A 12465-nucleotide genomic window follows, 5' to 3' on the forward strand; every position below is an offset into this window, starting at 1 on the left:
CTCCTCGCGCGACCGGGACGACCGCATCGCGCCCAGCCTGACCGGGCCCGGCCCGGCGGGCATCAGTCGGATGACCGTTCCTCGCCGGGGACCTGCGGGAGCAGCGGGCGGACGGCCGTCCCCGGCGGGTCCGCAGTCGGATGACGGATGCGGCCGGGGCGCGCGCGGACCGAGCGTTCTGGCCATGACCCAGCCGAACATCGTCGCCCCGACCGGTCCCACCGTCGCCCTCGTGCACGGCGCCTTCGCCGACAGCAGCGGGTGGACCGGCGTGATCCAGCGCCTGACCGCCGCGGGAGTCCGTGCGGTGGCGATCTCCAACCCGCTGCGCGGCATCGCCTCCGACGCCGACTACGTCGCCAGCGCGCTCGGCCAGATCCCCGGGCCGGTCCTCGCCGTCGGCCACTCGTACGGCGGCGCGATCATCACCAACGCCGCGGCCCGCCCGGGCAACGTCGTGGGCCTGGTCTACGTGGCCGCCTTCGCCCCGGACGAGGGCGAGAAGCTGATCGAGATCGAGGCCGGCTCCACCGACAGCGTGCTCAACAGCGCGCTGGTCCAGCTGCAGTACCCGGGCCCGGACGGCGCGACGGCGACGGAGTTCGCGATCGACGCCGCCAAGTTCCACGACGCCTTCGCCGCGGACATGTCCCCGGAGGAGGCCGCGCTGATGGCCGCCACCCAGCGCCCGGTCTCCGCGTTCGGTTTCACCGAGCCGAACGGGCCGCCGGCGTGGAAGACGCTGCCCTGCTGGGCCGTCGTCGCGACCTCGGACCTCGCCGCGGGCAGCGACGTCGTCCGTTCCATGGCGCAGCGCGCGGGCATGACGATCACGGAGGTCGAGGGCTCGCACGTCGTCTTCATCTCGAAGCCGCAGGCGGTGGCGGACGTGATCCTGGAGGCGCTCGGCACGCTCGCCCGCACCGGCACGGGCACCGCCGCGGCCGCGGCGGTGCTCTGAGGGCGGCCATGGCCCGCTCCCCGAAGTCGTTCCTCGGCCGCGCGCACCCGGTGGCCGATCCCCGCCTGCCACCGGGCCAGTACGAGGAGAGCGGCTTCCCGGTGCTCTCGGCGGAGGTCACCCCGCGGCAGTCCAGCGACGACTGGACGATGTCGGTCGACGGGCTGGTGACCGAGACGCGCTCCTGGACCTGGGACGGGCTGCACGACCTGCCGCGCTCGGAGTACCGGGGCGACATCCACTGCGTGACGACCTGGTCGAAGCTCGGCACGAGCTTCGGCGGGGTGAGCCTGGACGTCGTGCTCGACGCCGCCGGCCCCCTCCCGGAGGCGACCCACGTGGTGGCCACCTCGGTCACCGGGTACACCACCAACCTGCCGCTGTCGCACGTCCGCGGCGGTCAGGCGTGGCTGGTGTGGACCCACGAGGAGAAGGCGCTGACCCGCGAGCACGGCGGGCCGCTGCGGCTGCTGGTCCCGCACCTCTACTTCTGGAAGAGCGCCAAGTGGGTGACCCGGCTGACCCTGCTCGACCACGACGAGCCCGGCTTCTGGGAGCGCAACGGCTACCACGACCTCGGCGACCCGTGGCGCGAGCAGCGGTACCAGGGTGACTGACCGGCGGCCGCCCCCGTGAGCGCGCACTACGGGCAGATCGCCTTCACCGGGCCGGTGCGGGACGTCCAGGAGCGCTACGGCAGCAGGCGCTTCTACGACCGGCACACCGCCCGGGCGGCCGGGGTCCCCGGCCCCGACCCGATCCCCGACGACGTCCGGGAGTTCCTCGCCGGCCGGGACGAGTGCTACCTCGCCACGGTGGGGGAGACCGGCTGGCCCTACGTCCAGTTCCGCGGTGGGCCGCCGGGGTTCCTGCGGGTGGTCGACGACCACCGGCTCGGCTGGGCCGACTTCCGCGGCAACCTGCAGCACATCAGCACGGGCAACCTCGCGGGGGACGACCGGGTCGCGATGATCGTCATGGACCACCCGACCCGGCAGCGGCTGAAGGTGTTCGGGCGGGCCCGTGTGGTCTTCGCCGAGGACGACGCCGACCTGGTCCGGTCCCTGCGCCCGCCCGACTACGAGGCGGTGGTGGAGCGGGCCGTGGTGGTGTCGGTGGAGGCCTTCGACTGGAACTGCCAGCAGCACATCACCCCGCGCTACAGCGTCGAGGAGTTCGAGCCGCTGCTCGGCGGCCTGCGGGAGCGGATCGCGGCACTCGAGGCCGAGAACGCCGGCCTGCTCGCCCGCCTGACCGGGGAGTTCGCCGTCGATCGACCGATGCCCGCCCGACGAGAGGCCCCATCATGGCCAGCGACCCCATGACGCACACCGAGCAGTCGCGCGACGCGCTCGCGGGCACCCTCACCCGCACCGTGGTCCAGCACGAGCCGTCGTCGATCCCCGGCCGGGAGATCGTCCAGGTGCTCACCGAGATCCCGGTCGGCGTCGAGTCCGGCTGGCACACCCACCCGGGCGAGGAGGTCGGCTACATCGTCGCCGGCACCGTGGAGATGCGGGCCGAGGGCGTGCCGACGCGGACGCTGCACGCGGGCGACGGCTTCCTCATCCGCCCCGGACAGCCGCACAACGCCCTCGACGTCGGTCCCGGGACCGGCCGGATGCTGTCGACCTACGTCGTCGAGATCGGCGCGCCGCTGGCCACCTTCGTGCCGGCCCCCGGCTGACACCCACCCCTTCTGAGAGGCCCCGCGATGACCACGCCCACGCCCGTCCTGTTCATCCACGGACTCTGGATCCACCCGACCGCCTGGGCACCCTGGGTCGACCTGTTCCGGGAGGCCGGCTACGCCCCGATCGCGCCCGGCTGGCCCGGCGTCCCCGACACCGTCGAGGAGGCCCGGGCGGCCCCCGAGGCCATCGCCGGGCACGGCATCGACGACGTCACGGCGCACTACGCGCGGATCATCGGCGGCCTGCCCGAGCGGCCGGTCGTCATCGGCCACTCCTTCGGCGGGATGATCGCCCAGAAGCTGCTCGGCCAGGACCTCGCGGCCGCCGCCGTCGCCATCGACGCCGCGCAGATCAAGGGCGTGCTGCCGCTGCCGCTCTCCGCGCTGCGGGTCACCTTCCCGGTCTTCCGCAACCCGGCCAACTCCTCCCGCGCCGTGTCGCTGACCGCCCCGCAGTTCCGCTACGCGTTCGGCAACACCCTCCCCGCCGAGGAGTCCGACCGGCTGCACGAGCTGTGGTCGATGCCGGCCCCCGGCAAGCCGCTGTTCGAGGCCGCGGCGGCGAACTTCTCCCGGCACTCCCCGGCCGCCGTGGACACCGCCAACGCGACCCGCGGGCCCCTGCTGCTGATGGCCGGGGGGCAGGACCACACCGTCCCGGCGTCGATCACCCGGTCCACGCGCAAGCAGTACCGGCACTCCGACGCGCTGACGCACATCCACGAGTTCCCCGACCGGGGCCACTCCCTGACGCTGGACGCCGGCTGGCGCGAGGTCGCCGACGTCGCCCTGGACTGGCTGACCCGGCACGGGACGAACGACACCCCGCCGGTCACCGCCGCTCCGCCGACCGCCTGATCCCGGTCGGAGGGGGACTCGACGGGGGTCTGTCGCCCATGCTGTAGCGGCGGGGTCCGGGCGCACCGACAGCTGGGGAGTGGGCATGACCATCGGGGACACCGGGGCCGGCCTCCGCTACGGGCAGGCGTCGGGTCGGTGGGTGCTGCTCGCGACGGTCCTCGGCTCCGGGATGGCGTTCATCGACGGGACCGTCGTGACCATCGCCCTCCCGCAGATGGCCGCCGACCTCGGGGACAGTCCCGCGGGCCTGCAGTGGGTGGCCAACGGCTACACCTTGCCCCTGGCGGCGTTCATCCTGCTCGGCGGCTCGCTGGGGGACCGGTTCGGCCGTCGCCGGGTCTTCATGGTCGGCGTGACCGTGTTCGCCGTCGCCTCCCTGCTCTGCTCGCTCGCGACCAGCATCGGCCTGCTCGTGGCCGCCCGGGCGCTGCAGGGCGTCGGCGGCGCCCTGCTGACCCCCGGGTCCCTGTCGATCATCCAGGCGTCGTTCGCCCCGTCGGACCGCGGCCGGGCCATCGGCGCGTGGTCGGGGCTGGCCGGGGTGGCCGGCGCGATCGGACCCCTCCTGGGCGGGGTGCTGGTGGAGGCCGGCAGCTGGCGGCTCGTCTTCCTGATCAACGTCCCCGTGGCGGCCGCCGTCCTGTGGGTGACCGCCCGGCACGTCCCCGAGTCCGCCGACCCGGACGCGCCCCGGGGCATCGACGTCCCGGGCGCGGTGCTCTGCGGCATCGGGCTGGGCGGCCTGACGTACGGGCTCACCGCGTGGTCGGGCAGCGGGGGAGGGGACCCGCTCGTGGTCGGGACGCTGCTCCTCGGCGTCGTGGCCCTCGGCGTCTTCCTCGGGGTCGAGCGGCGCTCGCGGCACCCGCTCCTGCCGCTCGGGATCTTCGCGTCCCGGATCTTCCGGACGGTCAACCTCGTCACCTTCGCGGTCTACGCGGCGCTGGGCGGGGTCTTCTTCCTGGTCGTCGTCCAGCTGCAGGTCGTGTCCGGGTTCACCCCGCTGGCCGCGGGCCTCGCGCTGCTGCCGCTGACGTTGCTGATGCTGCTGCTCTCGGCGCGGGCCGGGGCGCTGGCCACGCTCGTGGGCCCCCGCCTGCCGATGACCGTCGGGCCCCTGGCGTGCGCGGTCGCCCTCGTCCTGGCCTCGCGGATCGGCCCCGGGGCGTCCTACGTCGCCGATGTCCTCCCCGCCGTGACGCTGCTCGGCCTCGGACTGTCGCTGACCGTCGCGCCGCTCACCTCCACGGCGCTGGGCGCGGTCGAGGTCCGGCACGCCGGGGCGGCCAGCGGGGTCAACAACGCCGTCGCCCGGACCGCCGGCCTGCTCGCCGTCGCCCTGCTGCCGTTGCTGTCCGGTGTCGGCTCGAGCCTCACCGACCCGGCGACGCTGGAGCCCGCGTTCCGCACGTCCATGCTGATCTGCGCCGGGCTCATGGTGGCGGGCGCGGTCGTGGCGGCGATCGGCCTGCCCCGGGGGGCACGAGCGCGCCCCCCGGCGCCCGCGGCAGTCACGGTTCCTCCCTGCCGGCACTGTGCGATCGACGCCCCGCCGCTGGTCGCGCCGGAGGCCGAGCGATCGGCCACCTGACCGGTCAGCTCCGCGGCTGCGGGACCTGCGAGGTGCGCAGCGGCCGGAACGCGGCCCGGAGCTCGGTCGCGAAGAGCTCCGGCTCCTCCCAGGCGGCGAAGTGGCCGCCGCGGTCGACCTCGTTGAAGTAGCTCAGCGTGGGATAGGAGCCCTCGGCCCAGCTGCGCGGCGTCCGCCAGATCTCGCCGGGGAAGGTGGTGAAGCCGACCGGGACCCGCACCGGTGGCGGGGTCTGCCCGGCCGCGGCCGTCGAGGCGGCCACGCCGTAGTTCTCCCAGTAGGACCGGGCGGCCGAGGCGCCGGTCCCGGTCAGCCAGTAGAGCGTGATGTTGTCCAGCAGGTTGTCCCGGGTCAGGTTGCCCGACGGCTGCTCGTCGACGAACGCGCGGGTGGCCTTGGCGTAGGCGTCGGTGTCGTGGTCGAGCATCCAGGCGGCCAGGGCGACGGGTGAGTCGAGCAGTCCGTAGCCGATCGTCTGCGGCCGGGTGGCCTGCTCCAGGAAGTAGGCGAAGCCGTCGGCCCGGAACGTGGCGATCGCGGCGTTGGCCTCGTGCTCGGCCTCGGTGTCGTCGGGCTGGGGACCACCCAGTGCCGTGACGAGCAGGTTGAGGTGGATGCCCAGGAGTCCCTCCGGTGCCTGGCGACCCATCATGTCGGTCACGCCGGCACCCACGTCGCCGCCCTGGGCGACGTAGGAGGTGTACCCGAGCCGGCGCATCAGCTCCGCCCACGCCCGCGCCGTGTGGTCGTTGTCCCAGCCCCGCTCGGTCGGCTGCGCGGAGAAGCCGTAGCCGGGCAGCGAGGGCAGTACCAGGTCGAAGGCGTCCGCGGCGGAGCCGCCGTGCGCGGGCGGGTCGGTCAGCGGGCCGATGGAGTCCAGCAGCTCGACGACCGACCCCGGCCAGCCGTGCGTCATCACCAGCGGCAGGGCGTCCGGGTGCGGCGAGCGGATGTGCAGGAAGTGGATCTGCACCCCGTCGATCTCGGTGGTGAACTGCGGCAGCGCGTTCAGCCGCGCCTGGCAGCGGTGCCAGTCGTGGTCGGCGGCCCAGTAGCGCGCCAGGGCCTGCATGGTCGCGAGCTGCACGCCCTGGGAGCGGTCGTCGACCAGTTCGGGCGTGGGCCAGCGGGTGGCCGCGATGCGCCGGCGCAGGTCGTCGAACGCGTCGTCGGGCACGTCCACCCGGAACGGGCGCACGGCCTCGCTGGTCTCCTGTGCGACTGCGGTCATGACTCTCCCTCTCGGTGTGGTGGTGCGGGCTCCGGCTCGGTGGGCCGGCTCAGCCGAAGGTGACGGCGTAGGCCTGCACGCCGGGTGCGGCGAAGGCGATCTCGAACGTCCGGTCCTCCACCGGGCCGCCCTGCCGGACGAGCTGGTGCAGCCGCGGCTCGGCGACCGTGCCGGTGCCGTCGTCGGCGACGTCGTCGCCGGCGTCGGTGCCGGGGGGCTGCCCGTCCAGCCGGACGGTGAAGGGCACGGGCGCGCCGGAGGACGGCGGGGTCAGGACCAGGTGCAGGTCGCGGGCGGCGAACCGGTAGGTGAGGTGGCCCCCGGCCTCGTCCAGTCGCACCGCGTCCGGCAGCACCGTCCACCGCCCGTCCAGCGCCCAGGTGTTCCGGCCCAGCCGCGCCGGCGTGGTGAAGCTCCCGGACCGCATGCCCTCGGGGGAGACGAAGCCGTCGGTGCGCCCGGCGCCGAGGTAGTTCTCGCCCGACCGCAGGTCGGCCCAGTCGGCGGCGGCCTCGATGCCGCTCGCGTCGACGGTGACCGGGTCGGGCAGCCGGTCGCCGGCGCCGGCCTCCCCGAGCAGGGCCCGGATCACCTGCTCGGACTCCTCGTAGCCGCCCTCGCCGAACTGGGTGTGCCGGATGGAGCCGGCGGCGTCGACCAGGTAGAGCGCCGGCCAGTACATGTTGGCGAAGGCGGTCCAGATCGCGTAGTCGCTGTCGACGGCGACCGGGTGGGTGATCCGCCGCTCGGCGACCGCCCGGCGCACGGTGGCCACGTCGTGCTCGAACCCGAACTCCGGGGTGTGGACGCCGAGCACCACCAGCCCGGCGTCCCGGTAGGCGTCGGCCCAGGCCCGGCGGTACGGCGCGGTGCGCAGCCAGTTGATGCAGGTGAGCGTCCAGAAGTCGACGGCGACCACGTGGCCGCGCAGCTCGGCGGTGGTCAGCGGCGGCGAGTTCAGCCACGCGGTGGCGCCGTCCAGGGGCGGCATGTGCCCGCCCCCCGGACGCCGGCCGGGCGCCCACCCGGGACCGCGGACGGCCTCGCGGAGGGCCTCGAGCACGGAACGCTGGGTCTCCATGGCGCGCCTCTTCCGTCCGGGTGCGGGCCTGCCGCCGGGCCGCTGCCGCCGGCGCACGATCGGCCGGCGGGGGACCTCGGCGCGATCCACGCTAGGGACGGCGCCGGGGCTCGCCTTGCGTCATTCGACTGTTTCGCCGGCCGGGGTCTGCCCCTAGCGTCGGGGCCGGCGACGTCGCCTGGTGCGGCGGACGAGGGGGAGCGGAGGCTCCGATGTTCGACATGGACGGTCGGATGGTGACGCGCGAGCACGTGCGGGACCTGCTCGCGATCCTGCAGCTGAGTCCGGCCGCGGAACGCCGGCTCCTGGACCTGCCGTACCCGGTCGAGTACCGCGTCGTGGCCGACGCGTTCGAGCGGGCGGGCCTGAGCCGCGAGCTGCTGAGCGACCGGATGGGTGGGAGCCCGTGACCAGGCCGCGGGTCGTCGTCGTCGGGAGCGGGTTCGCGGGGACGTTCGCCGCCCGGACCCTGGAGCGTGCCCTCGGACCCGAGGACGCCGACCTGCTCCTGATCAGCGCCACCGACCACCTCTGCTACAGCCCGCTGCTGCCGGAGGTGGCGGCCGGGCGCCTGGACCCCCGCCGGATCGCGGTGCCCCTCCACGCCGTCCTGCACCGCACCCGGACGATGCAGGCGGTCGTCGACGGGGTCGACCTCGAGGCCCGGACGCTGACCGTCCGGCACGGCGACGCCGGGTCGGAGCACCTGGCCTGGGACCGCCTGGTGCTCACCGTCGGCAGCGTGACCCGGACCTTCCCCACGCCCGGGGTCGCCGAGCACGCGCTGGGCCTGAAGACCCTCGCGGAGGCGCAGTACCTGCACGACCACGTGCTGCGGCAGCTGGAGCTCGCGGACGCCGCCACGGACGAGGACGAGCGCCGGGCCCGGATGACCTTCGTCGTCGTGGGTGCCGGGTACGCCGGGACGGAGACCGCCGCCCAGGTGCAGCGGATGACGGTCCGGCAGCTGGACCGGTTCCCCCGCCTCCCGGCGGCGGAGCTGCGCTGGGTCCTGGTGGACTCCGCCGAGCGGGTGCTGCCCGAGCTCGGCCCGCGGCTGGGCCGGGCGGCGCTCCGGGTGATCCGGTCCCGGGGCATGGAGGTGCGCCTGGGGACGACGATCGCGCGGATGACCGGGGACCGGGTCACGCTCACCGACGGCACGGTGCTGCCGGCGCACACCGTGCTCTGGACGGTGGGCGTGACGCCGCCGCCCCTGGTCGAGCAGCTCGGTCTGCCGGTGACCCGCGGCCGGGTCCGGGTGGACGAGCAGCTGCGGCTCGTGGAGGGGGTGTGGGTCGCCGGCGATGCCGCGGCTGCCCGGGACCCGTTCAGCTCCGCCGGCACGGACTACCCGCCGACGGCGCAGCACGCGCAGCGGCAGGGCGTGGTCATCGGCCGCAACGTCGCGGCCAGCCTCGGTCGTGGCCGGGCCCGCCGGTACCGGCACCGGGACCTCGGGCTGGTGGCCGACCTGGGCGGGACCGCCGCGGTGGCCCGGCCGGTCCGGATCCCGCTGACGGGTCTCCCGGCCAAGCTGGTGACCAAGGGCTACCACCTGATGGCGCTGCCCGCGGCCGCCAACCGGCTGCGGGTCGGCAGCGACTGGGCGGTGAACCTGGTCAGCCGGCCCATCGCGGCTCAGCTCGGTCTCGTGGATCGGCGCGCGGCGTCGCTGACGGCCGAACGACTCGGGGTGGCCGAGGGCTGAGGGGCCGGCCTCGAGCCCGCTCGGCTCAGGCGGACGGGAGCGGCTCTCGGTGGGTGGCCGGCGTGACCGGTGTGCTCGACGGTCGGAAGCCCTTCGCTGCGCAATAGATGCCCAACGAGAGCTCCCACGCGGCCTCCGGGAGCGTCAGGACGCCCGAGGGCCCCTCGCCGTTGTCGTACACGCCCGCCAGGATCAGCAGGAACGAGAGGACCAGGAGGGATCCGCCGACCAGCCCCAGCAGCGCCAGCCGCCGGGGCACGAGACCGGACGTGTACATGAGGTAGCCGAGCAGCAGCCCGTTGCCGATGGGCGCCACGAGTCCCGGCCCCCATTCGAACGCCCACTCGTAGGCGTGCGCCAGGCTGTCCCCCTGCACCTGGAGTGCGACCGCCTCGGCGCCGCTCGCCCCGTCCATCGCGCTGATCACCGACACCAGCGACAGCATGCTGATGAGGCCGATGGCCGCGAAGACGGACTCCATGGTCCGGGCGCTCACGTACGCGAGCGCGATCGTGTGGCTCCGCGTGCGAGCGATCGGATACAGGACGACGGCGGTGCCGAGTTGAGTGACGATCAGACCGAACTCGAGGAGCGCACCCCACTTCAGGCTCGCTGAGGAGGCATCCCCAGGGACGAACCGCATGTCGGTCCAACTCGCGCCCGCCCCGTCGATGAACAGCAGGCGCGCCGGGATGCTCGTCACGAACGTCCCGATGAACAGCCACCCGAAGATCCGGCCCGTTCGTCGCAGGTCCATGGTCGGTCCTCCTCCGGGTGGGACGTTCCCCGCCGCTTCAGGAGACGTCCAGGGCCCGCATCACGCTGGCCCTGCACCACCCCGGTCGCCAGGGTCCTTGGGACCTGACGGTGCCCGGTCAGAGCTCGACGGAGACGCCCTCCCGCCACTGCCGCAGCACCAGGTAGCGGCCGTGCAGGGCGCCGCGGTCGCGGTGGCCGAAGCCGAGCAGCGTGCCCTCGGCGCCCTGGGCCGCGGGCAGCCACTTGACCGCCTCGAGTCCCTCGCGGACGCCGTCCCGGGTCCGCTCGGGCGCGCGGGCCAGACCCTCGGCGACGAGCCGCCCCATGTCGTACTGGAAGGCGACGCTGAAGCCCGGCCGGTCGCGGGCACCCAGCCGCTCCCGGAGCGCGGCCAGCGTCGCGTTCCGGTCGGAGTGCATGTCCACGTAGACCCAGCCGTCGATGACCGCGGCGAACGCGGGGTCGTAGCCGCGCAGGCCGCAGGTGTTCATCACCTTCGGTCCGGCGAAGCCCGAGGCCGTCACCGCCCGGGCCACCGCGGGAGCCGCCAGCCCGAGGCCGAGGTAGACCACCGCGTCGGCACCGGCGAGCACCGCGCCGACCTCCTCGGCGGCGTCCTCGGCGGAGACGGCGATGCCGGCCGTGCCGGACAGCCGCAGGCCCAGCACGTCGGCCTCGTCCTGCAGGAACTGCAGGTGCCGGCGGCCGATGGGGGAGCGGTCGTGGACGACGCCGATCCGCCGTGCCCCGACGGCGGCGAGGTGCCGGGCGATCACGAGCGACTCGTCCTCGTGCGAACCGACCTGCAGGTGGAACATCCACTCGCCGCGGCCGCGTTCGGTACCGGCCCAGTTGATCGTCGGCAGCCGGAGGCGCTCGGCCAGCGGGGTCACGACCAGCGAGTTGTCGCCGATCGCCGGACCGACGACCAGCAGCACGTCGTCGTCGGCCAGCCGGGCGTAGGCCCGCTCGACCGCCGCCGCCGTCCCCTCGGGCAGGCCCAGGCCGTAGGCGTGGACGAACTCGACGTCGCGGTCGAGCCGGCCGGCGTCGCGCAGCTCGTCCACCGCGACCCGGAGGAGGTCGGCCGGATCTCCCCCCGGACCGCCGGGGCCGGTCGCCATGTCGTTCAGGACACCGACGCGATACGGCTCGGCCACGCAGACCTCCAGGGGGACGGGCGCGCCAGTATGGCGGCTGCCGAGGCCCCTACCGTGACCCTTGCCACATGGCCGGTGAGGCGGCAATGTCGCGAGCCGTGACCACCTACACCGCGGAGCAGCTGTCCACGTTCGAGGAGATCCGGCAGCTCAAGGCCCGGTACTCCTACTTCCTCGACACCAAGCAGTGGGACGCGTGGGCGCAGCTGTTCACCGCGGACTTCCGCTGGGCCACCGAGAACGGGTTGTCCGTCGAGGGCCGGGACGCGTTCGTGGAGATGGTCCGCTCGTCGATCGACGCCGTCGCCACGGTGCACCAGTTCCACGCCCCGGTGCTGGAGATCCTGTCCCCGACCACCGCGACGGGGCTCTGGCCGATGTTCGACTACGTGGCCTTCGGTGAGACGCCGATCCAGGGCTACGGCTACTACCACGAGACCTACCGGCGCGAGGACGACGGCTGGCGGATGTCGACCCAGTTCCTGTCCCGCATCCGCACCGACGTCATCGGCGGGCTGACCTCGGGCATCCAGACGTCGATCAGCGACCTCGCCATCGCGCGCGACGCGACCGCCGCCCTGCCGGGGCTGGCCACCTGAGGCCGGCACCGGCCCGGTCACGCGCGTCCGGGCCGGTGCTCCGTCAGCTGTGCAGCATGCTCGCGCCCTGGCTCATCAGCTCGACCACCTGCCGGCGGGGCAGGGCGCCGAAGGGCGTCCCGTCGGGCGGGAAGGTCGGCCCCTCGCCGAGGTTGGCGAGCATGTCGCGGGCGACGTCCTCGGGGTCGGCGAGCCCCTCGCGCTCGCGCCCGGCGAGGATCCGTCGGTAGGCGGGGGTGTCGGTCTCGCCGAGCACCATCCCGAGCACGTGCACCCCGCGGGGCCCGAGCTCCGCCCACAGCGACTCGGCCAGGCGGAGGTCGAAGGCCTTCGTCGCGCTGTAGACGGCCAAATGGGACCCGCCGCCCCACGCCGCGCCGGAGCTCACGAGCACCATGCCGCCCGAGCCGCGGGCGGCCAGCAGTCCGCCGAAGTGGTGGGTCAGCCCGACGACCGTCGCGCAGTTGCGGGCGAGCAGCCCCTGCCAGACCTCGACCGGGCGGTCGAGGAAGAGCGCGGCGTTCGGGTCGGCGCCGGCGTTGTAGACCAGCAGCCCCACGTCGAGGTCCGCCGTGGCCTCCGCCAGGGCGGACGCCGCGTCGGCGGTGCTGAGGTCGAGGGCGATCGTGCGGGTCCGCGAGGGGACGGTCGCGGCCACCTCGTCGAGCGTCTCCTGGCGCCGGGACACCAGGACGACGTCCACCCCGCGCTCGCCCAGCTGCCGGGCGACCGCGGCCCCGACCCCCTCCGAGGCGCCTGCCACCACGGCCCACGGCCCGTACCGTTCGGCGAAGTCCATGGCGGCACCGTAGGGCCCG

14 protein-coding genes are annotated in these 12465 nt (G+C 74.5%); 9 read left to right on the plus strand and 5 right to left on the minus strand.

The window, feature by feature from the left end:
* Window positions 1-184: 184 nt before the first annotated feature.
* The 6 genes from N555_RS0100255 to N555_RS0100280 all read left to right on the plus strand — a co-directional run bounded on the left by N555_RS0100255 (window position 185) and on the right by N555_RS0100280 (window position 5106).
* Window positions 185-961 carry an alpha/beta fold hydrolase gene (locus tag N555_RS0100255; RefSeq protein WP_029429498.1) on the plus strand — a complete coding sequence of 259 codons (777 nt, stop codon included), beginning with the start codon at window positions 185-187 and terminating at the stop codon, window positions 959-961.
* Window positions 962-969: 8 nt separating this feature from the next.
* Complete coding sequence (locus N555_RS0100260) at window positions 970-1578, plus strand: molybdopterin-dependent oxidoreductase (RefSeq protein WP_029429499.1); 609 nt, start codon at window positions 970-972, stop codon at window positions 1576-1578.
* Between the two features lie 15 nt (window positions 1579-1593).
* The gene (locus N555_RS0100265; RefSeq protein ID WP_081865871.1) at window positions 1594-2286 is read left to right on the plus strand and encodes a pyridoxamine 5'-phosphate oxidase family protein; all 693 of its coding nucleotides are present in this window, start codon (window positions 1594-1596) and stop codon (window positions 2284-2286) included.
* A complete protein-coding gene (locus N555_RS0100270) occupies window positions 2268-2648 on the plus strand; it encodes a cupin domain-containing protein (protein WP_051683498.1) in 381 nt (126 codons plus the stop codon). Before N555_RS0100265 ends, N555_RS0100270 begins: the two co-directional genes overlap by 19 nt.
* Window positions 2649-2675: 27 nt before the next feature.
* Window positions 2676-3512: an alpha/beta hydrolase gene (locus N555_RS0100275; protein WP_051683499.1), complete on the plus strand. Its 837-nt coding sequence runs from the start codon at window positions 2676-2678 to the stop codon at window positions 3510-3512.
* Window positions 3513-3597: 85 nt separating this feature from the next.
* Entirely contained in the window at window positions 3598-5106 is a 1509-nt protein-coding gene (locus N555_RS0100280) for a DHA2 family efflux MFS transporter permease subunit (protein ID WP_029429503.1), read from the plus strand.
* A gap of 4 nt (window positions 5107-5110) precedes the next feature.
* Here the strand turns inward: N555_RS0100280 and N555_RS0100285 are convergent, their stop codons facing one another.
* Together N555_RS0100285 and N555_RS0100290 are read right to left on the minus strand one after the other, a co-directional pair.
* Window positions 5111-6337: an epoxide hydrolase family protein gene (locus tag N555_RS0100285; protein WP_029429504.1), complete on the minus strand. Its 1227-nt coding sequence runs from the start codon at window positions 6335-6337 to the stop codon at window positions 5111-5113.
* 49 nt (window positions 6338-6386) lie between these two features.
* Complete coding sequence (locus N555_RS0100290; RefSeq protein WP_051683500.1) at window positions 6387-7418, minus strand: thioredoxin family protein; 1032 nt, start codon at window positions 7416-7418, stop codon at window positions 6387-6389.
* A 212-nt stretch (window positions 7419-7630) separates the two neighbouring features.
* Here N555_RS0100290 and N555_RS28110 point away from each other — a divergent pair, with 212 nt between their 5' ends.
* Both N555_RS28110 and N555_RS0100295 read left to right on the plus strand, forming a co-directional pair.
* Window positions 7631-7828, plus strand: a complete 198-nt coding sequence (locus N555_RS28110) for a hypothetical protein (protein ID WP_034508074.1) — start codon at window positions 7631-7633, stop codon at window positions 7826-7828.
* A complete protein-coding gene (locus tag N555_RS0100295; RefSeq protein WP_034508076.1) occupies window positions 7825-9129 on the plus strand; it encodes an NAD(P)/FAD-dependent oxidoreductase in 1305 nt (434 codons plus the stop codon). Before N555_RS28110 ends, N555_RS0100295 begins: the two co-directional genes overlap by 4 nt.
* A gap of 25 nt (window positions 9130-9154) precedes the next feature.
* On the opposite strand, the gene N555_RS0100300 is transcribed toward N555_RS0100295, so the two are convergent.
* Together N555_RS0100300 and N555_RS0100305 are read right to left on the minus strand one after the other, a co-directional pair.
* Entirely contained in the window at window positions 9155-9886 is a 732-nt protein-coding gene (locus N555_RS0100300; protein ID WP_051683501.1) for a DUF4386 domain-containing protein, read from the minus strand.
* A gap of 118 nt (window positions 9887-10004) precedes the next feature.
* Window positions 10005-11048, minus strand: a complete 1044-nt coding sequence (locus N555_RS0100305) for an ABC transporter substrate-binding protein (RefSeq protein WP_029429508.1) — start codon at window positions 11046-11048, stop codon at window positions 10005-10007.
* 98 nt (window positions 11049-11146) lie between these two features.
* Between N555_RS0100305 and N555_RS0100310 the strand changes: the two genes are divergently transcribed.
* Window positions 11147-11647 (plus strand): nuclear transport factor 2 family protein, encoded by a 501-nt coding sequence (locus N555_RS0100310; protein ID WP_197028855.1) that lies wholly within the window; start codon window positions 11147-11149, stop codon window positions 11645-11647.
* Window positions 11648-11690: 43 nt separating this feature from the next.
* Here the strand turns inward: N555_RS0100310 and N555_RS0100315 are convergent, their stop codons facing one another.
* A complete protein-coding gene (locus tag N555_RS0100315; RefSeq protein WP_029429510.1) occupies window positions 11691-12446 on the minus strand; it encodes an SDR family NAD(P)-dependent oxidoreductase in 756 nt (251 codons plus the stop codon).
* Between the last annotated feature and the right edge of the window lie 19 nt (window positions 12447-12465).

The sequence above is a fragment of the Blastococcus sp. URHD0036 genome, from assembly GCF_000701365.1.
GTDB lineage: Bacteria > Actinomycetota > Actinomycetes > Mycobacteriales > Geodermatophilaceae > Trujillonella.

Coding starts and splice junctions, on each gene's coding strand:
- N555_RS0100255 (WP_029429498.1), top strand. CDS start 185: ATGACCCAGCCGAACATCGTCGCCCCGACCGGTCCCACCGTCGCCCTC.
- N555_RS0100260 (WP_029429499.1), top strand. CDS start 970: ATGGCCCGCTCCCCGAAGTCGTTCCTCGGCCGCGCGCACCCGGTGGCC.
- N555_RS0100270 (WP_051683498.1), top strand. CDS start 2,268: ATGGCCAGCGACCCCATGACGCACACCGAGCAGTCGCGCGACGCGCTC.
- N555_RS0100275 (WP_051683499.1), top strand. CDS start 2,676: ATGACCACGCCCACGCCCGTCCTGTTCATCCACGGACTCTGGATCCAC.
- N555_RS0100280 (WP_029429503.1), top strand. CDS start 3,598: ATGACCATCGGGGACACCGGGGCCGGCCTCCGCTACGGGCAGGCGTCG.
- N555_RS0100285 (WP_029429504.1), bottom strand. CDS start 6,337: ATGACCGCAGTCGCACAGGAGACCAGCGAGGCCGTGCGCCCGTTCCGG.
- N555_RS0100290 (WP_051683500.1), bottom strand. CDS start 7,418: ATGGAGACCCAGCGTTCCGTGCTCGAGGCCCTCCGCGAGGCCGTCCGC.
- N555_RS28110 (WP_034508074.1), top strand. CDS start 7,631: ATGTTCGACATGGACGGTCGGATGGTGACGCGCGAGCACGTGCGGGAC.
- N555_RS0100300 (WP_051683501.1), bottom strand. CDS start 9,886: ATGGACCTGCGACGAACGGGCCGGATCTTCGGGTGGCTGTTCATCGGG.
- N555_RS0100315 (WP_029429510.1), bottom strand. CDS start 12,446: ATGGACTTCGCCGAACGGTACGGGCCGTGGGCCGTGGTGGCAGGCGCC.